General features: G+C 73.4%; 24 protein-coding genes. 11 read left to right on the top strand and 13 right to left on the bottom strand.

Annotation, left to right across the window (positions count from 1 at the left end; translation table 11 throughout):
• Positions 1-49: 49 nt before the first annotated feature.
• Positions 50-1,339 (bottom strand): MFS transporter, encoded by a 1,290-nt coding sequence (locus AB0C12_RS40585; protein WP_360556160.1) that lies wholly within the window; start codon positions 1,337-1,339, stop codon positions 50-52.
• A complete protein-coding gene (locus tag AB0C12_RS40580) occupies positions 1,336-1,911 on the bottom strand; it encodes a helix-turn-helix domain-containing protein (protein WP_360556158.1) in 576 nt (191 codons plus the stop codon). The genes AB0C12_RS40585 and AB0C12_RS40580 overlap by 4 nt, the downstream gene beginning before the upstream one ends.
• Before the next feature lie 59 nt (positions 1,912-1,970).
• Between AB0C12_RS40580 and AB0C12_RS40575 the strand changes: the two genes are divergently transcribed.
• Complete coding sequence (locus AB0C12_RS40575) at positions 1,971-2,450, top strand: GNAT family N-acetyltransferase (RefSeq protein WP_360556157.1); 480 nt, start codon at positions 1,971-1,973, stop codon at positions 2,448-2,450.
• Here the strand turns inward: AB0C12_RS40575 and AB0C12_RS40570 are convergent.
• Positions 2,434-3,117: a hypothetical protein gene (locus AB0C12_RS40570; protein WP_360556156.1), complete on the bottom strand. Its 684-nt coding sequence runs from the start codon at positions 3,115-3,117 to the stop codon at positions 2,434-2,436. The two genes, AB0C12_RS40575 and AB0C12_RS40570, sit on opposite strands and share 17 nt — an antisense overlap.
• Before the next feature lie 54 nt (positions 3,118-3,171).
• Here AB0C12_RS40570 and AB0C12_RS40565 point away from each other — a divergent pair, with 54 nt between their 5' ends.
• From AB0C12_RS40565 to AB0C12_RS40540, 6 genes are all read left to right on the top strand, one after another.
• Positions 3,172-4,197, top strand: coding sequence for a hypothetical protein (locus AB0C12_RS40565; protein WP_360556155.1), 1,026 nt, complete (start codon positions 3,172-3,174; stop codon positions 4,195-4,197).
• A 181-nt stretch (positions 4,198-4,378) separates the two neighbouring features.
• Complete coding sequence (locus tag AB0C12_RS40560) at positions 4,379-6,013, top strand: ATP-binding protein (RefSeq protein WP_360556154.1); 1,635 nt, start codon at positions 4,379-4,381, stop codon at positions 6,011-6,013.
• A gap of 57 nt (positions 6,014-6,070) precedes the next feature.
• Positions 6,071-6,505 (top strand): roadblock/LC7 domain-containing protein, encoded by a 435-nt coding sequence (locus tag AB0C12_RS40555; protein ID WP_360556153.1) that lies wholly within the window; start codon positions 6,071-6,073, stop codon positions 6,503-6,505.
• A 2-nt stretch (positions 6,506-6,507) separates the two neighbouring features.
• Positions 6,508-6,879 carry a DUF742 domain-containing protein gene (locus AB0C12_RS40550; protein WP_360556151.1) on the top strand — a complete coding sequence of 124 codons (372 nt, stop codon included), beginning with the start codon at positions 6,508-6,510 and terminating at the stop codon, positions 6,877-6,879.
• Positions 6,857-7,453, top strand: coding sequence for an ATP/GTP-binding protein (locus tag AB0C12_RS40545; RefSeq protein ID WP_360556150.1), 597 nt, complete (start codon positions 6,857-6,859; stop codon positions 7,451-7,453). Before AB0C12_RS40550 ends, AB0C12_RS40545 begins: the two co-directional genes overlap by 23 nt.
• On the top strand, positions 7,450-7,989 hold the full coding sequence (locus AB0C12_RS40540) for a GAF domain-containing protein (protein ID WP_360556148.1): 540 nt from the start codon (positions 7,450-7,452) through the stop codon (positions 7,987-7,989). The genes AB0C12_RS40545 and AB0C12_RS40540 overlap by 4 nt, the downstream gene beginning before the upstream one ends.
• Positions 7,990-7,995: 6 nt before the next feature.
• On the opposite strand, the gene AB0C12_RS40535 is transcribed toward AB0C12_RS40540, so the two are convergent.
• From AB0C12_RS40535 to AB0C12_RS40515, 5 genes are all read right to left on the bottom strand, one after another.
• A complete protein-coding gene (locus tag AB0C12_RS40535) occupies positions 7,996-9,195 on the bottom strand; it encodes an acyl-CoA dehydrogenase family protein (RefSeq protein WP_360556147.1) in 1,200 nt (399 codons plus the stop codon).
• Between the two features lie 196 nt (positions 9,196-9,391).
• Positions 9,392-9,940, bottom strand: coding sequence for a YciI family protein (locus AB0C12_RS40530; protein ID WP_360556146.1), 549 nt, complete (start codon positions 9,938-9,940; stop codon positions 9,392-9,394).
• 8 nt (positions 9,941-9,948) lie between these two features.
• Positions 9,949-10,491 (bottom strand): GyrI-like domain-containing protein, encoded by a 543-nt coding sequence (locus AB0C12_RS40525; RefSeq protein ID WP_360556144.1) that lies wholly within the window; start codon positions 10,489-10,491, stop codon positions 9,949-9,951.
• Positions 10,488-11,558 (bottom strand): HAMP domain-containing sensor histidine kinase, encoded by a 1,071-nt coding sequence (locus tag AB0C12_RS40520; RefSeq protein ID WP_360556142.1) that lies wholly within the window; start codon positions 11,556-11,558, stop codon positions 10,488-10,490. The genes AB0C12_RS40525 and AB0C12_RS40520 overlap by 4 nt, the downstream gene beginning before the upstream one ends.
• Complete coding sequence (locus tag AB0C12_RS40515) at positions 11,555-12,217, bottom strand: response regulator transcription factor (protein WP_360556140.1); 663 nt, start codon at positions 12,215-12,217, stop codon at positions 11,555-11,557. The genes AB0C12_RS40520 and AB0C12_RS40515 overlap by 4 nt, the downstream gene beginning before the upstream one ends.
• A gap of 86 nt (positions 12,218-12,303) precedes the next feature.
• Here AB0C12_RS40515 and AB0C12_RS40510 point away from each other — a divergent pair, with 86 nt between their 5' ends.
• The 3 genes from AB0C12_RS40510 to AB0C12_RS40500 are packed head-to-tail and all read left to right on the top strand — an operon-like array spanning position 12,304 to position 15,319.
• On the top strand, positions 12,304-13,053 hold the full coding sequence (locus tag AB0C12_RS40510) for an ATP-binding cassette domain-containing protein (protein WP_360556138.1): 750 nt from the start codon (positions 12,304-12,306) through the stop codon (positions 13,051-13,053).
• On the top strand, positions 13,050-14,582 hold the full coding sequence (locus tag AB0C12_RS40505; protein ID WP_360556137.1) for a hypothetical protein: 1,533 nt from the start codon (positions 13,050-13,052) through the stop codon (positions 14,580-14,582). Before AB0C12_RS40510 ends, AB0C12_RS40505 begins: the two co-directional genes overlap by 4 nt.
• Complete coding sequence (locus tag AB0C12_RS40500; protein WP_360556135.1) at positions 14,579-15,319, top strand: ABC transporter permease; 741 nt, start codon at positions 14,579-14,581, stop codon at positions 15,317-15,319. The genes AB0C12_RS40505 and AB0C12_RS40500 overlap by 4 nt, the downstream gene beginning before the upstream one ends.
• Here AB0C12_RS40500 and AB0C12_RS40495 read toward each other — a convergent pair.
• Both AB0C12_RS40495 and aspS read right to left on the bottom strand, forming a co-directional pair.
• Positions 15,305-16,117, bottom strand: coding sequence for a sugar nucleotide-binding protein (locus tag AB0C12_RS40495; RefSeq protein WP_360556134.1), 813 nt, complete (start codon positions 16,115-16,117; stop codon positions 15,305-15,307). The genes AB0C12_RS40500 and AB0C12_RS40495 overlap by 15 nt on opposite strands.
• On the bottom strand, positions 16,117-17,919 hold the full coding sequence (gene aspS, locus AB0C12_RS40490; protein WP_360556133.1) for an aspartate--tRNA ligase: 1,803 nt from the start codon (positions 17,917-17,919) through the stop codon (positions 16,117-16,119). The genes AB0C12_RS40495 and aspS overlap by 1 nt, the downstream gene beginning before the upstream one ends.
• A gap of 108 nt (positions 17,920-18,027) precedes the next feature.
• Between aspS and AB0C12_RS40485 the strand changes: the two genes are divergently transcribed.
• Entirely contained in the window at positions 18,028-19,080 is a 1,053-nt protein-coding gene (locus tag AB0C12_RS40485) for an AsnC family transcriptional regulator (protein ID WP_360556132.1), read from the top strand.
• Here the strand turns inward: AB0C12_RS40485 and AB0C12_RS40480 are convergent.
• The 3 genes from AB0C12_RS40480 to AB0C12_RS40470 form a co-directional block, all read right to left on the bottom strand.
• Positions 19,039-20,562, bottom strand: coding sequence for an MFS transporter (locus AB0C12_RS40480; RefSeq protein ID WP_360556130.1), 1,524 nt, complete (start codon positions 20,560-20,562; stop codon positions 19,039-19,041). The genes AB0C12_RS40485 and AB0C12_RS40480 overlap by 42 nt on opposite strands.
• 121 nt (positions 20,563-20,683) lie before the next feature.
• Positions 20,684-21,460 carry a 2-phosphosulfolactate phosphatase gene (locus AB0C12_RS40475; RefSeq protein WP_360556129.1) on the bottom strand — a complete coding sequence of 259 codons (777 nt, stop codon included), beginning with the start codon at positions 21,458-21,460 and terminating at the stop codon, positions 20,684-20,686.
• Positions 21,461-21,480: 20 nt separating this feature from the next.
• Entirely contained in the window at positions 21,481-22,455 is a 975-nt protein-coding gene (locus AB0C12_RS40470; RefSeq protein ID WP_360556128.1) for a hypothetical protein, read from the bottom strand.
• Positions 22,456-22,553: the final 98 nt, after the last annotated feature.

Here is a 22,553-nt window from a genome sequence, read left to right as displayed (position 1 = left end):
TTCCTCCGGGGGGATGAGAGCACTGGTCGTGCTACTACCCCGGTGCTGGTCACGAGTAAACTCCACCGTGGATCGCCGGGACGGGCTCCGGCGCCGGGGCATCCACCGACGCCGCCGAGCCGCGCGCGACCAGATAGAGCGGCGCCGCCACCGCCAGGACCGCCGCACCGACCAGCAGCGACATCCGCAGGTCGGCCGCCGACGCCACAGCGGTCAGCGTGACCAGCCCCAGCGCGCCCGCGGGCTGGCTCACCATCGAGTTCAGCGACAGCAGGCTGGCCCGGTACGGCCCGTCGACCTGACGGTGCAGCAGCCCGTTGTGCACCGGACTCGCCGCCCCGTGCACGGTGTAACAGACCAGGTACGCCGCGATCACTCCCACCGGCCCGGCGAACAGGGCCATCCCGACCACTGTCACGCCTTGCAGGATCCGCAGCACGAAGCCGGTCCACGGTGCTCCGATCCGGCGGGCCAGCAGCGGGATCAACGCCGCACCCAGGGCCGAGGCGAGCCAGGCCACCGAGCCGACCGGACCCATCAGCGCCGATGCCTGGCCCGGGTCGCCGACGACCTCGGCCAGCCGGACCGGCATCAGGCTCTCGAACGCCACCATGCCGAAGCCCCAGAAGAGCTCCACCGCCACCAGCGCCACGATGATCCGGGAGCGCCGCAGCAGGCCCAGCGCGCCACCGATCGCCGCCGGCACCCCGCGCACGGACCGGGCCAGCGCGGCGAATCCGCGGCTCGGGCGCCGCTCGGTCATCAGCAGCGCCACCGCCGCCAGCGACACGACCTGCAGCCCGAGGGCGACGTGGACGGGCAGGCTCAGGGGACCGCCGGGCACGGTCGGGCCGAGGGCGACCAGACCACCGGTGAGGAGAGCACCCGCGGCGATGGCGACGCCGAGCACGACCCCGCTGCGGCTCAGGCCCGTCTCGATGTCGGCCTTCGCGTCGGCCGCCAGCGCGTGGTCGACGTACCAGGCCTCCAGCGGGCCGCTGTCCAGCGCGCGGTAGGCGCCCTGCAACACGTAGAAGACCATGAACATCAGCACCGAGTCGGCCACCGTGAGCAGCGACAGGGCGGTGATCTCGAGAACACCGGCCAGCAGCAGCACCGGCCGGCGCCCGATCGCGTCGGAGAGCCCGCCGGTCGGCAGCTCCAGCAGCAGCACGGTGAGCCCCTGCAGGGCGGCGGCCGAGCCGTACTGGGCGAGGCTCAGGCCCCGGTCCAGTGGGAGCAGCACGGTGACCGGGATCATCAGCCCGACCGGGAGCCAGCGCAGGGCGAGCAGCCACAGGAAGCGGCGCCGGGCCTGGATCGCCGTCAGCGCGGTCATGCCGGCTCCTCGGTCCGGGGCATCGCGTACAGGTAGAGAAGGACCTGGCGGGCGTCCGGCGCGGGATCATCCGCACCGCGGGCGCGATAGCGCTCGATGACCGCGTCCAGCTCGGCAGTCAGCGCGCTGAGCTGCTCGCTGCCCAGGCTGAGGATGTAGTCGGAGAAGCCCGCGGCGGCCCGCCAGGCCGGCGGCTCGGCCGGCCGGGCCCGCTGCCAGCTCTCGGCCTGGGCGACCAGGCGCTGCAGGCCGTAGCTGTCGAGCCAGTCGGAGGCGGCGGTCGCGTCCGGGTCGCCCGCGAACGCGTCACGCTGCCAGCTGCTGATGTCGTGGGCGGCCCGCCACCAGCGCTCACGGCCCCGGCCGGCACCCTCGTCCTCGGTGACCAGCCCGACGTCGGCCAGCTGCCGCAGGTGGTAGCTGGTCGCGCCGGTGTTGGTGCCGAGGGCCTCGGCCAGCCGGGTGGCGGTGGCCGGTCCGTCCAGCCGCAGCCGGCCCAGCAGCCGGGCGCGCAAGGGGTGGGCCAGGACCCGGATCTGCTTGCCGTCGAGGTGGACCTGAAGGGGCGCCATGACTTGCACAATACTTGTGCACATAAATTGTGCAAGTGTGCCGTGCCAGAATGGCGGTCATGATCGAGGTCCGGCGCGCCGGCGTGGACGATGCCGCCGAGCTCCTGCGCCTGCGCAGCGTGATGATGGACGCGGTCCGCCCCGGTGGTGGCGACCCGCAGGCCTGGATCGGCCCCGGCATCGCGGTGGTGCGCTCGCTGCTCGACCCGGGCAACGACGCCCTGGCCGCGTTCGTGGTGGACAAGCCGGACACCCCGGGGCTCGCGGCCTGCGTCGTGGGCACGATCGATCAGCGGCTGCCGGGCCCGGCCGACCCGACCGGGCTGCGCGGGTACGTGCTCAACGTCTCCACCGACCCCGCGTACCGCCGCCGGGGTTTCTCCCGGGCCTGCATGACCGCCCTGCTCGCCTGGTACGAGCAGCGCGGCATCGGAGCGGTCGACCTGCGCGCCTCCGCGGAGGGCGAGCCGCTCTACGCCTCGCTCGGTTTCGTGCGCAACCGCGACCCGGGCATGCGCCTGTTCATCCCAGCGCGTTGACCGCCTTGGCCACCACCAGCGCCGCGGTGACCAGTGAGATCGCCGACTGCAGCATCATGGTCAGCTTGGCCCAGCGCGACAGCGGCAGCGTGTCCGTCGGGCTGAAGGCGGTCGCGTTGGTGAACGCCAGATACAGATAGTCGGCGAACTGCGGCCGCCACTCCTCGGGCGCCATGTCGGGCGCGGTCATCTGCGGAAAGAGAAAATCCGGGTACGGGTCGGTGCCGGCCGCCCGCTCCAACGCCCCGCCGCGGTCCAGCTCCCAGTACCAGACCGCGAACGTCAGCACGTTGATCAACCAGATCGAGGCGCCGCTGCCCAGCAGTTCGGCCGCGCTGCCGGTGTCTCCGCCGCCGGCGATGTCGACCACCAGCCGCACGACCGACCAGGCCGTGCCCAGGCTGGCCACGGCGATCAGGCCCAGGCTCAGCCGGCGCAGCATCGGGGTCCGGCGCTCCAGCCGGCCCGGATTCGCCGCCACCAGCGCGGCGACGACGACCACCTCGACGGCCGGCAGCACCCACCACGCGCCCATGCTGTACCGCTCGGGCAGGGTCAGTTGCAGGGCGATCATCACGGCGATGGCGAGGGCGAACGGCCAGCGCTGCTCGCCGCGGCTGAGCCGGCGCCAGAACGGCCGCACGTCCAGATCCTCCTCGAAACCCACGGGCCCATCATGGCCCCTTGACCTCAACCGAGGTTCAACACGCACGCTGCGACGATGACCGGAATTCTCGACGAGGCCCTGCGGCGGCTGCACACCACCGGGCCCGAACACGACGGCTGGCTGTCCAACCACGGCCCGATGGCGGCCGAGGCGCTGGTCCACCACGGGCACGAGGACCAGGTGCACCGGTGGCTCGACGCGTACGAGCAGCGGCTGGTGGAGGTGCCGCGGGGCATCGCGCCGATCGCCGCGGACGAGTGGCGCGAACCGCTCGGTGACCCGGTGCGCACCGGCGACTGGCTGGCGTTCTTCGACCGGGCGGTGCACACCGAGCCGTGGGCGGACGTGCTGGCGCTCTGGTGGCCGCGGCTGCTGCCCGGCATCGCCGCGGGGGCGACGCACGGGGTGATCAGGGTGGGGCACGCGGTGCGGGCGCTGCGCGACCAGCAGACCCCGGCGCGGGTGACCGAGCTCGGGCAGGGGCTGGCGTACTGGGCGGCGCGGTGGCAGCCGCTGGCGCCGGCCGGGCGGGGGCCGTACCGGGGCTCGGATCCGCGGGCGGCGCTCGATGCCGTGCCGCGCGTGCCGGACCAGCGCTCCGGCATCCGCTCCCGGCTGGCCCAGCTGGCCGACCTGCCGGGCTGGCCGGCCGCGGTCGGGGCGGTGCCCGGCCCGGATCGGGACACCGTCGCGGACCGGCTGGCCGGGATCGTCACGGCGGCGGTCCGCCGGCACGCCACGCATGGGTACGGGAACCCGGTGCTGCTCGTGCACGCGGCAACGGCGCCGCTGGCCGTACTGCGAACCCTGCCGTCGCTCCCGGTCGCGCTGCACGGGCCGAGCCTCGCGGCGGCGTGGGCGGCCACCGCCGCGGTGACGGCCGCCTACGCTCCCCCGGCCGCTCGTGCCTTCACACCCGGTGCCGGTGACGCGCCGGCCGTGCTGCGGCAGGCCACCGAGTCCGGTGACGCGCACGCCATCAAGTTCGCGGACGCGGCGATCGAGATGTGGCAGCGCGATCCGGATCCGGTGCTGCTGGCCGCGTCCCGGCACGCCACGGAACTGATCCTGAACGAATGACGGTAATGGACGGCAGTCCTTGTGCGGAAATACGGCCGGCGGTTCGGCGCGCGCGGTTATGCCGGCATTCCGCGACTTCGCTGGACAAGATTTTCCGGAGCACTAGAGTGGTCGCTGCTTCCACAGTGGAATTCGCTGAATGCGCAACCACCACAAAGTCTCCCGCCGACTGAGGACGCCCATGCCCGAATCACCCTCGTCCGCCCTGCCCGCACCGGACGACACCCTGTTGCGGGGTCGGCTGCTGTGGCTGGTCGCGGCGCCCGCCGGGGCTGCCGCGCTGCTGTTCGCGGTCACCGCCGGCTACCTCTGGGCCGGCGGGGCGGACCGGTCGGACCTGGTGCTGATCATCGTCTTCCTGCTGGGCGTGGTCGGGCTCACCGTCGTGGCCGGTCAGGCCGTGGGGACGGTCCGGCGCCTCGACGACCGGCCCGCGCGGCTGCGGGCCGAGCTCGCCGAGGCGCGCGCGCAGACCGCGCTGGCCCGCGCCGACCTGGCCGACAACCGGGCCGAGACCACGGCGGCGCTGACCGAGGCGGCCGGCTACCGCGCCGCGGTCGAGAACGCCCGGGCCGAGCTCGAGGCGCTCGGCGAGCGGGTGCGGCTGGCCGAGGAACGGCCGATGCCGGTACGCACGTCAGCCGGGCGCCAGGTCGAGGTGTTCGTCAACCTGTCCCGCCGGCTGCAGTCGCTGGTGCACCGCGAGATCAAGCTGCTGGACGCGCTGGAGAACGAGGTCGAGGACCCCGATCTGCTCAAGGGCCTGTTCCAGGTCGACCACCTGGCCACCCGCATCCGCCGCCACGCGGAGAACCTGGCGGTGCTGGGCGGCGCGGTCTCCCGGCGGCAGTGGAGCCGGCCGGTGGCGCTGACCGAGGTGCTGCGCTCGGCCATCGCCGAGGTCGAGCACTACTCCCGGGTCAAGCTGGTGCCGCCGATCGACGGCACCGTGCCCGGGCACGCGGTGGCCAGCATCATCCACCTGGTCGCCGAGCTGATCGAGAACGCGACGATGTTCGCCCCGCCGCAGACCCAGGTGCTGCTGCGCGCGCAGCACGTCGCGGCCGGGGTGGCGGTCGAGGTCGAGGACCGCGGGCTGGGCATCCAGCGCGAGGACCAGGACCGGCTGAACCGGCTGCTGCTCAACCCGGAGGACATCAACCTGGACGAGCTGCTGCGCGACGGCCGGATCGGGCTGTTCGTGGTCTCGATGATCGCCCGCCAGCACGGCGTGACCGTGCAGTTGCAGGGCAACATCTACGGCGGCACCCAGGCCGTGATCATTCTGCCGCAGCAGCTGCTCGGCTCGGCCCAGGAAGACCGCGCTCCGGTGGTGGCCCAGCCGGCGCTGACCCAGAACACCATGGAGCTGGTGCAGCGGGTCCCCGGCCCGTCCCAGATCGCGGCACCCCCGCCGACCTGGCCCGCCTTCGCCGGCGCCCCGGACACCGCCGCCCCGGCCCTCGTCTCCGCGGTGCCCGCATCCGCGCCTCCGGCGCTCGCGGATCAGAAGACGCCGCAGCAGGCGCCCGCACATCAGGCGCCGTCGGATCCGGTGCCGGCGGTTGCCGGTACGCCGCGGCGTACCGGGGCCGAGGTGGCCGAGGCCCGGCCCACCGTCACCCCGCCCCCGCTGCCGCGCCGGCACAGCCAGACCCACCTGGCGCCGCAGCTGCAGTTCGGGCCGCCGCCGGCCCCCGAGGACGACGGCGCCGAGCACGATCCCGGCCTCATGGCCTCGTTCATGCAGGGCGTCTCCCGCAGCGACGCCGGGCCGCACTCCCCGGCCGAGCCGGCCTCGCCCGACCAGCGCTGACGGTCCCCTCCTCCAGCTCCACCGAGACCCGAGCCCCACTGAGAAAGGTGTGCTCAGATGCTGAGCAACGACCCGGTACGTTCCGCCCAGGACCTCGTCTGGCTGCTGTCCGGGCTGGTCGAGCGCGTCCCGGACACCCGTAGCGCGCTGCTGCTCTCCTCCGACGGGCTGCGCAAGGCCGCGCACGGACTGGACGACGACGGCGCCGACCACCTGGCCGCCATCGCCTCCGGGCTGTTCTCGCTGGCCCGCAGCGCCGGATCGCGGTTCGGGGGCGGGGAGGCGGTACGCCAGGTCGTGGCCGAGCTGGAGGACGCCCTGCTGTTCGTGTCCGCCGCCGGCTCCGGTGCGGTGCTCGCCGTCATCGCGGGCAAGGACGCCGACCCGGGAGTGCTCGGCTACGAGATGGCGCAGCTCGTCAAGAGTGTGCGGCCGTACCTGGGCACCCCCGTCCGGCAGGCGGCCGGCCATCCCGGCGGCGCGGGTCGGTGACGATGGGGCGGGCCGACGACGAGCACTGGCTCGACGACGCCGCGGGACGTCTCGTCCGGCCGTACACGGTGAGCAACGGGCGCACCCAGCCCAGCACCCACCTGGAACTGCTGTCGATGGTCCGGGCGACCGGCCGGCTGCCGCACGGCCAGCTCGAGCCCGACCACGCCGAGGCCCTCGGATTGTGCGGCAGCCCCACGACGGTCGCCGAGGTCGCCGCCCGGCTGCGGCTGCCCGCGGTCGTCACCAAGATCCTGCTTTCCGACCTGGTCGACGCCGGCGCCATCGACACCCGATCCCCCGGCCCGGCGGCCGAACCCACCAACACGGCGGTACTGGAGACCATTCTCAATGCCTTACAGCGACGACTCTGACCCGTTCCCGACGCCGCTCAAACTGCTCATCGCCGGCGGGTTCGGGGTGGGCAAGACGACGTTCGTGGGCGCGGTCAGCGAGATCGAGCCCCTGCGCACGGAGGAGATCCTCACCACCGCGGGCGTCGGCACCGACAACCTGACCGGTATCGAGCGCAAGACGACCACCACGGTCGCGATGGACTTCGGCCGGATCACCATCGACCGCCGGCACATCCTCTATCTGTTCGGCACGCCGGGCCAGGAACGCTTCTGGTTCATGTGGGACGAGCTGTCCGCCGGGGCGATGGGCGCGGTCGTGCTGGCCGACACCCGCCGGCTGCAGGACTGTTTCGCGGCGGTGGACTTCTTCGAGTCGCGCGGCATCGGCTTCCTGGTGGCCGTCAACCAGTTCGACAACGCGTTCCGGTACGAGCCGGCCGACGTGCGCAGCGCGCTCGACCTGCGGCCCGACGTGCCGATCGTCAGTTGCGACGCCCGTGACAGCCGGTCCGCCACGGGTGTGCTCGTCCAGCTCATCCAGCACCTGCTCGGCGTACATCCCACCCCGACGGCCATCCGGAGCTTGGCATGATCTACGACTCGTCCCCGCACCACCCGCTGACCCCGACCGACCTGGAGGTGCCGCTGCGGATGCGGCGGCTGCGCGAGCTGGGCCTCGGTGAGCAGCCGGACCCGGAGTTCGACGACTTCGCGCGCAAGCTGACCGAGGTCACCGGCGCCCCGTACGCGATGGTGAACTTCATCAGTGAGGACCGGCAGTACTTCGCCGGCCTGCACACCGTGGCCAAGGGTGACCCGTCCGCCGCGCCGGGCCGGGTCATGGACCGCGACCACGGCTACTGCCCGCACGTGGTGGTACGCCGCAAGGCGCTGGTCCTCGACGACGTCTGCGACTACCCCCGCTTCGCCGGCAACCCGGTGGTCGACGAGATCGGCATCCGGTCCTACCTGGGCGCGCCGCTGATCGACCGGACGGGCACGACGCTCGGCACGATCTGCGTGGTGGACGTGGAGCCCCGCCCGTGGGGGCGGCCCGGCCTGGAGACCATCAAGTCGATGGCCGCCGAGCTGATCACCCAGATCCACCGCCGGGAGGACAGCCGCTGACCGGGCTCACGGGGTGACGGCCTCCGCGGCCGGGCGGGTGGCCAGCCGCTGGGACCACTGGCCCTTGGTCGTACCCAGGGCGACCTCGGCCAGGCGGATCAGCTGCACGTCCGAGGTGCCGGCCGGGGCGAAGATGTGGTGGGCGTCGCGCAGGTAGCGCTCGACCGGCCGGTCCGCGTAGAGCCCGGCGGCGGCGTGGATCTCCATCGCGTTGCGGGCACTGTCCAATGCGGACTCGACGTTGATGAGCTTGGCGTTCATCAGCTCCGCGTCGCAGGGCAGCCCCTGGTCCAGCGTGTGCACGGCGTGGTAGGCCGCCAGCCGCGCGGTCATCAGCCGGGACTGCATCTGGCCCAGCTTGAGCTTGATGGGCAGCAGTTCGCCGAGCGGCTTGCCGTAGCGGTGCCGCTCGGTCACGTACGCCGAGGTCTCCTCGACCAGCGCCTGGTGGATGCCGAGCGCCACCGCGGTCAGGTTCGGGCGGCCGTACAGGATGCTGGAGGAGTAGGCCACGGAGAGGCCGTCGCCCTCGGCCCCCAGCCGGTTGGCCGCCGGGATCCGGCAGTCGGCGAAGGTGAGCTCACCGAAGCTGAAGCCGTGCAGGCCCATCGCCGCCCGGTGCGGGCCGAGCGAGAAGCCGGGCCGGTCCGCCTCGACCAGGAACGCCGACAGGCCCTTGGAACCGGGACCGGTGCGCACGACCACGCCGTGCAGGTCACCGACGTGGCTGTTGCCGACGAAGACCTTGCGTCCGTTGAGGACGTAGTCCGAGCCGTCGCGGACGGCGGTGGCCGACATGCCCAGCACATGCCCGCCGGAGTGCTCCTCGGTGACCGCGATCGTCGGCAGGCACTCTCCCGCCGCGATGGCCGGCAGCCACTTCGCCTGCTGGTCCGCGTCGCCGAAGTGCAGGATCTTGGCCACGCCCAGCTGGGACGCCTGGACCATGGCGCCCATCGCGCCGCTGACCCGGGCCAGTTCCTCGATGATGATGGTCTTGGCCAGGTGACCGAGGCCCAGGCCGCCGTGCCCGGGGCCGATCGTGACCCCGATCCAGCCCTGGCGGGCGATCAGCCGTGAGAGGTCGTACTGGACCGCTTGGGACGCTTCCATCTCGTCGATCCGCAGGCGCACCTCGGTCTCCGCGAACGCCCGCACCTCCTGACGCAACTGTTCATGGCGCGCGGTCATGAAGTACGCGTCCACTGCAACTCCTCGTGGGGTCGGCAAGCGGCGAGAGACAACGGCGAGTCGGACACGGACACCGGTGGGCGCGCCGTCGCTGCCGCTGATCGTATCCGCGCGGACACGTATAGTGATAGATCAACGATCAAGAGAAATACTCGCGACTGACTGGCGCCACCCGGGAATCCGGGCATTTCGGTCCACAGTGGAGCCTCTGTCAGCGGCGCCCGCCGAACGCCCAGTTATGGACCTCGACGGCGGCGTACCGGTCGGCGGTCAGCACCGTCCGCGCCCGGCCCGGATCCACCGCCCGCACCAGCGCCGCCGTGCCCAGCCAGGCGGCACCGTCGTCGGACAACAGCGGCCCGTACGCGATCAGATAGTCCGCCGCAGCCGGCACGGTCAGGTCGGCGCCCGGCCCCGCGCCGAGCCCGAGCACCAGGTAGCGATGTCCGCCGCTGCGACCGCCGGCGAAGTCCCACATCGTGCGCCCGAGCAGGTTGCGCCACCGGCGCAGCAGCACGTCCCGGTAGGCGCCGGCCTGGTAGTTGGGCTCGGCGAAGGCGAACGTCCGCGCGGCGGCGGGATCGGGCAGGTCGACGATGTGCACGCTGCCGGTCGGCGTCTCACCGTCGTCCGCGAACGTCGGACCGCGGGCGATCATCCCGGTCGCATAGCCGTCCATGTAGGACCAGTGGTCCGCCAGCAGCTCGCCGCGCAGCGCCGCGGAGCCGGGCCGGTCGCGGTGGTAGCAGAAGAACTCCATGCCGCAGGCTAGTCGGCCAGCCGGAACAGCAGCGCGGTCTCCCACTTGTGCAGGTCCGGCTCCTCGGCCGGGTTGGTCAGCAGCACCTCCAGCCGCGCGCCCCACACCTCGCCCTCCGGGGTCGGGGTCACGTCCCAGCGCAGGCCCTGGTGCTGTGCCCAGTCCAGCAGCGTGGCCGTCACGCCCATCAGCTCGTCGGGGTGGCCGATGTGGGTGAGGGTCGCGTACCGGCCCGCGGGCAGTACGTCGACGAAGTCCGGCTCGGCGACCTCGATCGGCGCCGGCAGCGGGATGCCGGCCTCCACGACCAGCTCGGCGGACATGTCGATCACGCGGTAGCGGAAGAAGGGCGCCCCGGCCGGGACCACCCCGCGCTCGCCCAGCCGGCCGAACAGGGCCGGCAGGTGGTCGGCGACCCGCGCGAACTCGGTCATGGTGATCGACTCGCGCCGGGCGACGTACAGCTGCTCGTCGCGCCACAGGATGGTGGGTTCGGCCAGCACGGGCGCCTCCTCGGTGACGGGGTCGGCTCCATCATCGGCAACGATCACCCGAAGCGCACCTCGATGGCCAGGCCGCCCTCCGGGGGCGCGGCCGGGACGAGCGTCGCGCCGTGGGCGGTGGCGATCGCCCGCACGATGGCCAGGCCCAGGCCGTGACCGCCGGAGTGGCCGAGCCGCTGGGCGCCGAGGCGCTGGAACGGCTGGAACAGGCGGTCCAGCTCGGCCGGCGGGATGACCGCGCCGGTGTTGCGGACGGTCAGGGTGGCCCGGCCGTCGACGGCCGCGGTGCGGAGCTCGACGCTGCCGCCGGGTGTGTTGTGGCGTAGCGCGTTGTCGACCAGGTTGGCCACCAGGCTCTCGACCAGGCGGCGGTCGCCGGTGGCCGGAGCCGTGTCGAGCTGCACCCGCACCTCGAGGTCGCGTCGCTGCGCCTCGTCCTGCCGGCCGGTCACCACCGCGCCGGCCACGTCGGCCAGGTCGAACGGCTCCCGATGCTCGACACCCTGCTCGCCGGTGGCCAGGGTGAGCAGCGCGTCGATCAGGCGTTCCTGCGCGGCGCCCAGGTCGAGCACGTCGCGGCCCACGGCCCGCAGGCTCTCCACCGTGACGTCCGGATCGGCCAGGGCCACCTGCAGCAGGGCCCGCTGGGCGGTCAGCGGCGTACGCAGCTCGTGCGAGGCGTTGGCCACGAAGTCGCGCTGCGCGGTGAAGGACGCCTCCAGCCGCGCGAACAGGTCGTCGAGGGTGGCGGCGAGCTCGGTGAACTCGTCGTTGCGGCCGGTGCGGCCGAGCCGGCGGTGCAGGTTGCTGGCCGAGATGTCCCGGGCGGTCGCGGTGATCTCGCGCAGCGGGCGCAGGAACCGTCCCGCGATCAGCCAGCCCAGCACCAGCGCGACCAGCCCCATGGCGGCCAGCCCGGCGGCGGAGGCGGTGACCACCCGGGCCAGGTCCGGGCCCGGGACGGGGGCGACCGGCGGCGGGCCGACGCCGGTGCCCACCGGGCTGCTCTCGCGACTCTGCAAAATCGGGATGCTGAGCAGGATCGCCCCGGACGCCAGGAACGGCACCGCGTACAGCAGGGTCAGCTGGGTCCGCAGCCGGCGGCGGGCGCTCACGGGGCGCCGATCCGGTAGCCGGCCTCGCGGACGGTGTGCACCAGCGGCGGATCACCGAGCTTGACGCGCAGCCGGCGGATGGTCGTCTTCACCGCTGTCGTGAAGGGGTCCGCCGCCTCGTCCCAGACGCGTTCCAGCAGTTCCTCGGCCGGTACCAGCCGGCCCTGGGCGGCGAGCAGGCACTCCAGCACGGCGAACTCCTTTCCGCTGAGCTCGAGCCGGCGGCCACCGCGGGTGACCACCCGCAGGTTCGGGTCGAGCATGAGGTCGCCGCTGTGCAGGACCGGCGGCAGCGCGGTGGCCGGGCGCCGCCCCAGCGCCCGGATCCGGGCCACGAGCTCGGCGAAGTCGAACGGCTTGGGCAGGTAGTCGTCGGCGCCCAGCCCCAGGCCGGCGACCCGCTGCCCGACCGTGGCGGCCGCGGTCAGCATCAGCACCCGGCTGCCCGAGCCCTCGGCGACGATCCGGCGGCACACCTCGTCACCATGCACGCCGGGCAGGTCACGATCGAGCACGACCACGTCGTAGCGGGTCACGGCCAGGTGCTCCAGGGCGTCCGGGCCGTCCAGGACCACGTCCACGGCCATGCCCTCGCGGCGCAGACCCGTGCCGAGGGTACGGGCCAGGATCTCGAAGTCCTCCACGACCAGCACGCGCATGACCTCACGATGCCAGGCGCCGGGTGTCAATGGGGTGTCAGCCGGCGCCACCGTGGCGACACCGGCGCCCGCGTAGACACCACGGCATGAACCAGACCAGCATCGTCGTCAACGGCCTGCGGAAACGCTTCGGGCCCACCCTCGCCCTGGACGGGATGTCCTTCACCGTCGAACCGGGACAGGTCACCGGCTTCGTCGGCCCCAACGGCGCCGGCAAGTCCACCACCATGCGGGTCGTCCTGGGGCTGGACGCGCCGGATGCCGGGACCGCGCTGGTCGGCGGGCGGCCGTACCGGAGCCTGCCCTGCCCGTTGCGCGTGGTCGGCTCCCTGCTGGATGCCGGCGCGCTGCAGCCGGGCCGCACCGCCCGCAACCACCTGCTCTGGCTGGCCCACTCCCAGGGGCTGACCGCGGCGCGCGTCGACGAGGTGCTGGAGCAGGCGGGTCTGACCAGCGTGGCCCGGCGCCGGGCCGGCGGTTTCTCGCTCGGGATGCGCCAGCGGCTCGGGATCGCGGCGGCGATGCTCGGTGACCCGGCGGTGCTGATGCTCGACGAGCCGTTCAACGGGATGGACCCGGAGGGCATCGTCTGGATCCGCGGCTTCCTGCGGGCGCTGGCCGCCGAGGGCCGCGCGGTGCTGCTCTCCACCCACCTGATGAGCGAGCTCCAGGACACCGCCGACCACGTGGTGCTGGTCGGCCGGGGCCGGGTGCTGGCCGACCGCACCATGCCGGAGCTGCTGGCCCGGCACGGCAGCCTGGAACGGGCGTACCTGGAGCTGACCCGCGACGCGGTGGAGTTCCGGGCGGCCGGGTCGCCGGAGGCGTCGCGATGAGGGCGGTGCTGCACGCCGAGTGGACCAAGCTGCGGACCGTGCGCGGCTGGGTCGTCGCGCTGGCCGTCGCGGCCGCCGCGGTGGTCGGGCTGGGGTTGCTCACCGGCGGACAGGGATCGTGCGGGCGCAACGGCCCGCGGTCGGAGTGCGTGCTGCCGGTCGGACCGGACGGACAGGAGGTCACCGACCACTTCACCTTCGTGCACCGGTCGCTGACCGGCGACGGGAGCATCACGGTACGGCTGAACGGGCTCACCGGCGTCCTGCCCCGCAAGCCCGGCCTGGGCGGACCGCCGGACAGCACCGGCCCGCAGGCGACCGAGGGCGGTACCGGGGACGGTCAGCCCGGGCTCGCCCCGTGGGCCAAGGGTGGTCTGATCATCAAGGACGGCACCCGGCCCGGTTCGACGTACGCCGCGATCATGCTGACCGGGGCCCACGGGGTGCGGATGCAGCACGACTACGTGCACGACCGGGCCGGCCCGCCCGCTCCGGCCACCACGCCACGCTGGTTGCGGCTCACCCGGGCCGGGCAGACGATCACCGGCGAGGAGTCGCCCGACGGTACGGCGTGGACGACCGTGGGCACCGTACGGCTGCCCGGGCTCCCGGCGACCGCCCAGGTCGGCACCTTCGCGACCTCGCCGCAGTTCACCTGGATCCTCGGCGGCGGCCGCGGGGTGGGCGGCGCGATGGGCGGCCCGAGCGAGGTCACCGCGACGTTCGACAACCTCACCGGCCGGGACACCGGACCCGACGCGAGCTGGAGCCGGACCGAGGTCGGTGGCGACGCCTCCCCGCAGCCGGAGCAGCTCGGCGCGAGCTGGCGGGTCACGGGCAGCGGCGACATCGCCCCGGCGGTCTCCGGCATCTCCGGCATCGGCACCACGGTGAGCCAGACCCTGGCCGGTACCTTCGCCGGGCTGATCCTGGTGGTCGTCGTGGCCACGATGACGATGACCGCCGAGTACCGGCGCGGCATGATCCGCACGACGGTGGCCGCGGTCCCCCGGCGCGGCCGGATCCTGCTGGCCAAGGCCACGATCATCGGCGCGGTCACCTTCGGGCTGGGTGTGCTGGCCGCGACAGTGGTCGTCGTCGTCGGCGGGCGGGTGCTCCGGGCCCACGGTGTCTATCTGCATCCGGCCGCACCCGGCATCGAGGTGCGACTGGTCGTGGGCACCGGCCTGCTGCTGGCGGGCGCGGCGGTGCTGGCGCTCGGGCTGGGTGCCCTGCTGCGGCGCGGGCTCACCGCTGTCGTGGCCGGGATCGTGGTGATCGTGCTGCCGTACCTGCTCGCCATGACGGTCCTGCCGCCGGAGCCGGCCAAGTGGCTGCTGCGGGTCACGCCGGCCGCCGCGTTCGCCGTGCAGCAGAGCGCGGTCAGCTATCCGCAGGTCGACGACTTCCCCATCCCGGTGAACGGCTACTTCCCGCTGTCACCGTGGGCCGGCCTGGCCGTGCTGGCCGGGTGGGCGGCACTCGTCCTGGGCCTGGCCGGGTTCTCACTGCGGCGGCGTGACGTATGAGGCGGGCCCTGCACGCGGAGTGGACGAAGTTGCGGACCACACCGGGGACGGTCCTGCTGCTGCTCAGCGTCGTCGTGGCGACCGTGGGGATCAGCATCCTGGCCGCCGCGGCCACCGACTGCCCCGGCGGGATCTGCGCGGTGGACATCACCAAGGTCAGCCTCACCGGGGTCCAGCTCGGCCAGGCCGTCGTCGCCGTCCTGGCGGTGCAGCTCATCGGCGCCGAGTACGGCACCGGCATGATCCACGTCAGCCTGGCCGCGGTCCCGCGCCGGCTCACCGTCCTGGCCGCCAAGGCGCTGATGCTCACCGCGGTGGTGACGGCCGCCGCCACCGCGGGGGTGGCCGGTTCGCTGGTGGCCGGGAGAAGTCTGCTGCCGCTGACGGTCACCGACACCACGGTGCTGCGGGCGGCCTTCGGGTCGGTGCTGTACCTGATCCTGGTCGGTCTGCTCGCGCTCGGCGTGACGACTGCCGTGCGTACCCCCGCGACCGCTGCTGGTCTCGTCCTGGGGCTGCTCTACGTCTTCCCGATCGTCGGGCTGGCCGCCACCGACCCGGACTTCCGGCGGCACCTGGACCAGATCGCCCCGATGACGGCCGGGCTGGCGATCCAGCGCACCACCGGCCTCGACGACCTGGCCATCAGCCCGTGGCGGGGACTCGCCGTGCTCGGGGCGTGGGCCGCCGCGGCTCTGCTCGCCGGTGGACTGCTGATCCGGCTACGCGACGCCTAGCACCTCGGCGACCCCACGCAGCGGTGTCTTGAGCAGGCCGGTGGCGCGGGTGCTGTCCAACCGGACCTCCGCGGCGCCGGCCGTCAGGTCGCTCTCGGCGATCGTGCACACCGGCACGGCCGCCGGGTCGAGTCCGTACCGCTTCGCGACCAGGCGACCGAGTTCCGCGCGGCTCGTCGCCTGCGGCCCGGCGACGTTGATCAGGCCCCGGTAGCCGCTCGCGGCCAGTTCCAGGAGCGCGGCGGCCAGGTCGGTCGCGTCGATCGGGCAACGGACCATGTCGCTGAAGAGCGCACCTCGGGTCCGGCCGGTGACCAGGTCCAGGGCGAAGCGGACCTGCTTGCTGCGCTCGTCCCCGACGATCAGCGAGGTCCGGACCAGGACGGCGGCCGGGTCGATCGCGGCGACCGCCGTCTCGGCCGCTGCCTTCGCCACACCGTACGGGTAGATCGGGGTCGGCACCGCGTCGTCACCATAGGGCTCAGGCCGGCCGCCGTGCAGCGCGTCGGAGGACACATGCACCAGACGGGCGCCGGCCTCGGTAGCGGCGAGGGCCACGTGGGCTGCCCCGTCGGCGCAGATCGCCCAGCTGTCCGCCCGGTACGCCGCGTTGACCACGACCGCCGGCCGGACCCGGGAGACCAGCGCGCGGACCGCCTCGCGGTCGGTGATGTCGAGCCGGGACCACCCGCTCGCGCCGGTGGTGGAGGTCCCGGCGACATCCGCGCCGGCCGCCGCCGCCAGCCGGGCCACCTCGCCGCCGAGATGACCGCTGGCGCCGACGACCAGCGCCCGCATCAGTTCGAGGGCTCCACCGGGGCGGCCACGCCGTCCGTGCCGGGCGTCGCCGCCGTGGCCTTCGGCTTGGCGTCGATGCCGGCCTCCAGCCGCTGCTGGGCGGTGATCGGCGTCGGCGCGGTGGTCAGCGGGTCGTAGCCGCCGCGGGTCTTCGGGAACGCGATGACCTCGCGGATCGACTCGTTGCCGGAGAGCAGCATGCAGGTGCGGTCCCAGCCGAGCGCGATACCGGCGTGCGGCGGCGGGCCGTACTTGAACGCCTCCAGCAGGAAGCCGAACTTGTCCTGGGCCTCCTCCGGCGTGATGCCGAGCAGGTCGAAGACCCGGCTCTGCACGTCACCGCGGTGGATACGGACGCTGCCGCCGCCGATCTCGTTGCCGTTGACCACGATGTCGTACGCGTAGGCCAGCGCCTTGTCCGGCGCCTCCTCGAACTTGTCCATCCACTCGGCGTTCGGCGAGGTGAACGGGTGGTGCACAGCCGTCCAGCCGCCGTCGTCCGTCTTCTCGAACATCGGGGCGTCGACGACCCAGCAGAACGCCCACGCGGACTCGTCGATCAGCCCGGCCCGCTTGGCGATCTCGATGCGGGCCGCGCCCAGCAGCTCCTGGGCCTCACGACGCTCGGTGGCGGCGGCGAAGAACACCGCGTCGCCCGGCTTCGCGCCCACCACGTCGGCCAGGCCGGCCAGGTGCGCCTCGGAGAGGTTCTTGGCGACCGGGCCGCGCGCCGCGCCGGTCTCCGCGTCCAGCACCACATAGGCCAGGCCGCGGGCGCCGCGCGCCTTGGCCCAGTCCTGCCAGCCGTCGAGCTCCTTACGGGTCTGCGACGCGCCGCCCGGCATGACGACCGCGCCGACGTAACCCCCGGCGTCGATCGCCCCGGCGAACACCCGGAACTCGGTGCCGCGCAGGTAGTCGGTCAGCTCGGTCAGCTCCAGGCCGTACCGCAGGTCGGGCTTGTCGGAGCCGTACCGGTTCATCGCGTCGGTCCAGGTGATCCGCGGGATCGGGGTCTGCACCTGGTAGCCGGCGAGCTCGCCCCAGAGCTTGACCACGAGCTCCTCGCCGAGCTCGATGATGTCGTCCTGGGTCACGAAGGACATCTCGATGTCGAGCTGGGTGAACTCCGGCTGCCGGTCGGCGCGGAAGTCCTCGTCGCGGTAGCAGCGGGCGATCTGGTAGTAGCGCTCCATGCCGGCCACCATCAGCAGCTGCTTGAACAGCTGCGGGGACTGCGGCAGGGCGTACCAGGTGCCGGGCTGCAGCCGGACCGGGACCAGGAAGTCCCGGGCGCCCTCGGGCGTCGACCGGGTCAGCGTCGGCGTCTCGATCTCGTGGAAGTCCCGGGCGTGCAGGATCTCCCGGGCGATCTGGTTGGCCCGGCTGCGCAGCTTGAGCGCGTTGGCCGGGCCGCTGCGGCGCAGGTCCAGGTAGCGGTACTTGAGGCGCAGGTCGTCGGAGGCGGTGACGGTGTCGTCGACGGGCAGCGGCAGCGGCGCGGCCTCGGAGAGCACGACCAGCTCGCTCGCGGTGACCTCGACGGCCCCGGTGGGCAGGTCCGGGTTCTCGTTGCCGGCCGGGCGCTGGGTGACCTCGCCGGTGACCTGCACACAGAACTCGTTGCGCAGCGCGTGCGCGTCCTCCTCGCGGAAGACCACCTGGACGACGCCCGAGGCGTCACGCAGGTCGACGAAGATGACACCGCCGTGGTCGCGGCGGCGGGCGACCCACCCGGCGAGCGTCACCGTCTGACCGGCGTGGCTCGCACGCAAGCTGCCGGCGTCATGGGTACGGATCACGGAAACTTCTCCTCACAGGGTTACGGGGCGCACCCGACATTGTGTCAGCTACGCCTCAGACCGCCGGGCACCGGGCCTGCACCCCCGTACCCCCGTATTGTTCCTCCTGTGGTAGCACGCAGCTCGGCGGAATCCGCCGCGGTCGACCAGTTGGACCGGCAGATCCTCCAGGGGCTGCGGCTCGCTCCGCGGGTTCCGTTCGCCCGGCTGGCGGCCGTGCTGGCCGTCTCCGAGCAGACCGTCGCCCGGCGCTATCAGCGGATGCGGACCCGGGGCCTGATCCGGGTCTTCGGGCAGGCCGATCCCGAGCGGCTGCCCGGGACCACGTACTGGACGCTGCGGATCTCCTGCCGGCCCGGCACCGCCGCCGTGACGGCGCAGGCCCTGGCGCGGCGGACCGACACGAGCTGGGTGACCATCGGGGCCGGCGGCGCCGAGCTGACCTGCGCGGTGCGGGTGACCGCGGACCACGACCGCCGTGAGGGCCTGCTGCATCATCTGCCGCGGGCGACGAACGTGCTCTCGCTCAGTGCCCATCAGGTGCTGCACCGTTTCGTGGGGCGGGGCGAGACCGACTGGATCGCCGGCGACGAGCAGCTGAGCGCGGATCAGCGCGAGCAGTTGCTGGACGGTGCCGACCCCGGCGTACGAGCGGATCCGGAGATGCGGGTGACCGACGAGGGCGGCGCCCGGGTCGAGGCCGGGGACCGGGCACTGCTCGCCGCGCTCGCCCGGGACGGGCGGGCCGGGTACGCCGCGCTGGCCACCGTCACCGGCTGGACCCAGCGCAAGGTCGCCCTGCGGCTCGGCGCGCTGATCGCCGCCCGGGCGGTGTACTTCGACACCGAGGTGGCGGCTTCGCTGATGGGTTTCCGGTCAGCCGCGAATCTGTGGCTCACCGTCGCGCCGGCCGATCTGGCCGCGGTCGGCGCCCGGCTCGCCGATCACCGCCAGCTGGCCTGGGCGGCGGCGGTCACCGGCACCGCCACCATCACCGCGATCGCTCTGTGCCGGGACGCCGAGGAGCTCTACCGCTATCTGACCACCGAGATCGCCGCCATCCCGGAGATCCGCACCTGCGAGACGGTGCCGGTGCTGAGCCGGGTCAAGCATGCCGTCTCACTCGTGGACGGCGGTGTACTCGGGGAGCCGGTCCTCTGAGGGTGCCGGGGCGGCCGGCCGGACCAGGATGAGCACCGCGATCCCGCCGAGCAGACCGACCCCGGCCGCGACCAGGAAGCCCGCGTCCAGCCCGGCCACCGCCGCGCCGTGCAGCGCCCGGTCGACCGTGCCGCGCAGTCCGTCGGGCACCGCGGCCAGGATGCGGCCGGCCTGCCCTCCGGCGAGGGCGTGCGCGGTCTGCTCCGGCTCCGGGGCACCTTGGGCACCGAGGTGGTCCTCCGCGCGGGCCGCGAAGACCGTGCCGAGCACGGCGATGCCGATCGCGAAGCCGAGCTGCCGGGCGGTGGTGACCGCGCCGCCGGCCATGCCGCCGCGGTGGGCCGGGACAGCACCCATGGCGGATTCCGCGAGGGTGGGCATGACCAGGCCGACGCCGGCGCCGATGACCGCGTACCCGGCCAGCAGGGCGGGCCAGCTGGACTGCGCACCCAGCAGCAGGGCACAGAGGGCGCTGCCCAGGCCGATCAGCAGCATCCCGCCGCCGATGAGCAGCCGCGGGGACCGGCCGTGCAGCTTGGCGCCCGCGACGCCGGAGACGATCACCGACACGATCGACATCGGCAGCCCGGTCAGGCCGGCCTGCAGCGGCGAGAGCCCGATGACCGTCTGGAGCCAGATCGAGGTGTAGGTGAACGCCGCGAAGGCCGCGAAGTTCACCAGCAGCGCCGCCAGCAGGATGCCGGCGAAGGAGCGGTTGCGCAGCAGGGCCAGATCCAGCATGGCGTCCGGGCTGCGCCGTTCCACCAGGACGAACGCGGCCAACGCGACGCCGCTGAGCAGCAGCAGGCCCCAGGTCTGGACCGAGCCCCAGCCGACCGTGGTGGCCCGGATGACGGCCAGCGTCAGGGCGCCCGCCGCGACCGTGAAGGTCAGGGTGCCGGCCAGGTCGAAGCGCCCGCGACGGGCCGCGCGGTCGGCGGCCAGCGCGGTGCCGCACAGCACCAGCGCGGCGATGCTCACCGGCAGGTTGACCAGGAAGATCCAGCGCCAGCTCAGCGTCTCGGTGAGCAGGCCACCCAGGATCGGGCCGATCGCCGCGGCCGCGCCGGAGACGCCACCCCAGACGCCGTAGGCCACGCCTCGGGAACGGCCCTGGTAGGCGCTGTTGAGCAGGGCGAACGTGGTGGTGAACATGGCCGCGGCGCCGATGCCCTGCACCACCCGGGCGGCGATCAGCAGGCCGTCGTGGCCGGCGAGCCCGCAGGCCAGCGAGGACAGCGCGAACACGATCAGGCCGGCGATGTAGAGCCGGCGGTGCCCGAACAGGTCGCCGAGCGCCCCGGCGCCGAGCAGCAGGACGGCCAGTGACAGCGCGTAGCCGTCCACGACCCACTGCAGGGAGCTGAACGACGTGCCGAGGTCCACCGCCATCTCCGGCAGCGCGACGTTCACGATGGTGACGTCGACGAGCAACATGAAAGTGCCGAGGCACACCGCGATCAGCGGCCACCATTTCCGCACGGAATTCTCCTCACTAAGGGTGACCGCTTCACGATCTCCCATCGCTACTGAGATCCGCCAGCCAGAGATCCCACGACGTCAGAATCCGACTTGCCACAGCCTCAAGAAATCAAATATCACCTCACTCGCCCTCATCTGGACCGGAATCCGCCACGAACCATCCATCGGTCAGGACCGGCACTGCTGTGGTGGCGTCCAGTTGCGCGGCCACCGTGACGTCTTCCGGGAAACCGTGCGCCTGCAACTCGCGCCCGGAGGCGCAGTCGCGCAGGGCGGTCGCCAGGTCGTCTGCGACGCTCCGGTACGCCGCCAGCGCCGTCCCCGCCTCGACGGAGAGACCACCGGCTCCCCGCCGTACCAGGGCCTCGATGAACGACCCCGCACCCCACAGGTCCTCGACCGCCGGCCGCAACGAACCGTCCGGCCAGCGCTCCCCCGCCGCGACCACCGCGACCGCCTCCCCCGCACCCAGCCGGCGCACGACGCTCGCCGCGGCCGCGTCGGCGTTGCGCAGCGACACGCCGACGATGGTCGCGCCGGCCTCGGCCAGCCGCGCAGAGATCGTCGCGCCGTTCGGCGAGGGCAGCACGAGCCGCTCGATCCCCGCGCTGCGCCGGATGCTGTCCGGCGACAGGCTCACCTGGCCCGGCCGCGCCACCCGCTTGCGCCCGACGGCGAGCACCGCGCGATGCTCCCGGGCGACCCGCTCGGCCGATTCGTCACCCCACCGGTACGGCAGGACGGCGATCCCCCGCTCGACGGCGACGGTCAGCGCGGTGGTGAAGGAGAGCACGTCGACCACGGCGACGAGGCCGGCACCGGGGCTGACGGCGTCCGCCCCGGCCGGACCCCAGTCGAAGCGGACCCCGCTGCCGGCCTGCGTCCAAGCGTCATTCATCCGGCGATTGTGCCGTCCGGTCACTCGTCGAGCTGCCGCAGTGCTGTCCGGACGGCGCGGTGCTGGGCGGCGCGGTGCCCGTTCTCCGGTTCCGGGCCCAGGGCCGCCACCCGGTCGGTGACCCCATGGGTGATCCGGTAGAGCACCACCTGGACCGCGGCCTCCCGCCAATCGGTGGCCCGGGCGGGCAGCGGCCGGTGCCCGAGCACGTTCGTGAACCACGGCGGGAACAACTCGTAGCCGGCGACCGCGGCGTCGACCCGGTCCCGGACGTGCGCGGCGAGCCGGTCCGCGACCGAAGCGCCCGGATGCGCGCTGTACGCCCGCTGCTGCGCGGCGTCGCGATGCAGCTCCTGCTCCGCCTCGTCACGCTGCACCCGCGCGGCCGCGACCTGCGCCTCCTGCTCGTGCATCAGGGCCCGCTCCGACCGGTACGCCGCGGCCGCGCGCCGGAACGCCCAGCCACCCGCCTTGCGGACGGCAAGCGAACGGCTGACGCCCAGCGCCCGCTGCCGGGTCTCCGCGAGCCGGCGTTCATCCTGCTCGAAGCGCTCGATCCGCTGCCGGCGCAGCGCCACCGCGGCATCGTCCATGAGGGTGGACCGGACCTGCTCAGCCGCCCGGACGTCCGCGACCAGCGGCGTCAGCTCGGCCGGCACGGCGTCCAGGTCGACCGGGACCTGACCCTGCTGGCGGCGGAGCAGCCCCTCGACCTGCTGGATCTCCCCCTCCAGCCGGCCCACGCGGGTCGCGTACTCACGCAGCTTGCGTTCGACGTGCCGGCGCAACTCGGCCTGCTCCGCGGCGAGGGCGTCCACCCGGGCGTCGGTGGCGTCGAAACGCGCGAGAGTCTCCCGGGCGCGCCTCTCGGCGTTCTTGTCGATCCGCTGCAGCTCCTGGGTGAGCTGGAGACGCAAGGTGTTGACCTTGCTGCCCATCTCGCGGCGCAGGCCGGCGGCGACCCGGGCCAGGTCACCGGAGGCGTCAGCGCTCACGGGCCCGTCCCTGGCTCGGCCCGGGCGGTGCTCACGGGCCCGGGCCGAGCGGTGTTTTCGAGCCCGGTCCGGGCGGTGCTCACGGGCTCGGCCCGGGC

The sequence above is a fragment of the Actinoplanes sp. NPDC048967 genome, assembly GCF_040649415.1.
In the GTDB taxonomy this organism is placed as follows: domain Bacteria; phylum Actinomycetota; class Actinomycetes; order Mycobacteriales; family Micromonosporaceae; genus Actinoplanes.
This window is presented reverse-complemented; position numbering and strand designations above follow the sequence as displayed.

What these genes read in the sequence shown, in the direction of transcription:
- AB0C12_RS40585 (WP_360556160.1), bottom strand. Translation starts at nt 1,339, where the DNA reads ATGACCGCGCTGACGGCGATCCAGGCCCGGCGCCGCTTCCTGTGGCTG.
- AB0C12_RS40580 (WP_360556158.1), bottom strand. Translation starts at nt 1,911, where the DNA reads ATGGCGCCCCTTCAGGTCCACCTCGACGGCAAGCAGATCCGGGTCCTG.
- AB0C12_RS40575 (WP_360556157.1), top strand. Translation starts at nt 1,971, where the DNA reads ATGATCGAGGTCCGGCGCGCCGGCGTGGACGATGCCGCCGAGCTCCTG.
- AB0C12_RS40565 (WP_360556155.1), top strand. Translation starts at nt 3,172, where the DNA reads ATGACCGGAATTCTCGACGAGGCCCTGCGGCGGCTGCACACCACCGGG.
- AB0C12_RS40560 (WP_360556154.1), top strand. Translation starts at nt 4,379, where the DNA reads ATGCCCGAATCACCCTCGTCCGCCCTGCCCGCACCGGACGACACCCTG.
- AB0C12_RS40555 (WP_360556153.1), top strand. Translation starts at nt 6,071, where the DNA reads ATGCTGAGCAACGACCCGGTACGTTCCGCCCAGGACCTCGTCTGGCTG.
- AB0C12_RS40550 (WP_360556151.1), top strand. Translation starts at nt 6,508, where the DNA reads ATGGGGCGGGCCGACGACGAGCACTGGCTCGACGACGCCGCGGGACGT.
- AB0C12_RS40545 (WP_360556150.1), top strand. Translation starts at nt 6,857, where the DNA reads ATGCCTTACAGCGACGACTCTGACCCGTTCCCGACGCCGCTCAAACTG.
- AB0C12_RS40540 (WP_360556148.1), top strand. Translation starts at nt 7,450, where the DNA reads ATGATCTACGACTCGTCCCCGCACCACCCGCTGACCCCGACCGACCTG.
- AB0C12_RS40530 (WP_360556146.1), bottom strand. Translation starts at nt 9,940, where the DNA reads ATGGAGTTCTTCTGCTACCACCGCGACCGGCCCGGCTCCGCGGCGCTG.
- AB0C12_RS40515 (WP_360556140.1), bottom strand. Translation starts at nt 12,217, where the DNA reads ATGCGCGTGCTGGTCGTGGAGGACTTCGAGATCCTGGCCCGTACCCTC.
- AB0C12_RS40510 (WP_360556138.1), top strand. Translation starts at nt 12,304, where the DNA reads ATGAACCAGACCAGCATCGTCGTCAACGGCCTGCGGAAACGCTTCGGG.
- AB0C12_RS40505 (WP_360556137.1), top strand. Translation starts at nt 13,050, where the DNA reads ATGAGGGCGGTGCTGCACGCCGAGTGGACCAAGCTGCGGACCGTGCGC.
- AB0C12_RS40500 (WP_360556135.1), top strand. Translation starts at nt 14,579, where the DNA reads ATGAGGCGGGCCCTGCACGCGGAGTGGACGAAGTTGCGGACCACACCG.
- AB0C12_RS40495 (WP_360556134.1), bottom strand. Translation starts at nt 16,117, where the DNA reads ATGCGGGCGCTGGTCGTCGGCGCCAGCGGTCATCTCGGCGGCGAGGTG.
- AB0C12_RS40475 (WP_360556129.1), bottom strand. Translation starts at nt 21,460, where the DNA reads ATGAATGACGCTTGGACGCAGGCCGGCAGCGGGGTCCGCTTCGACTGG.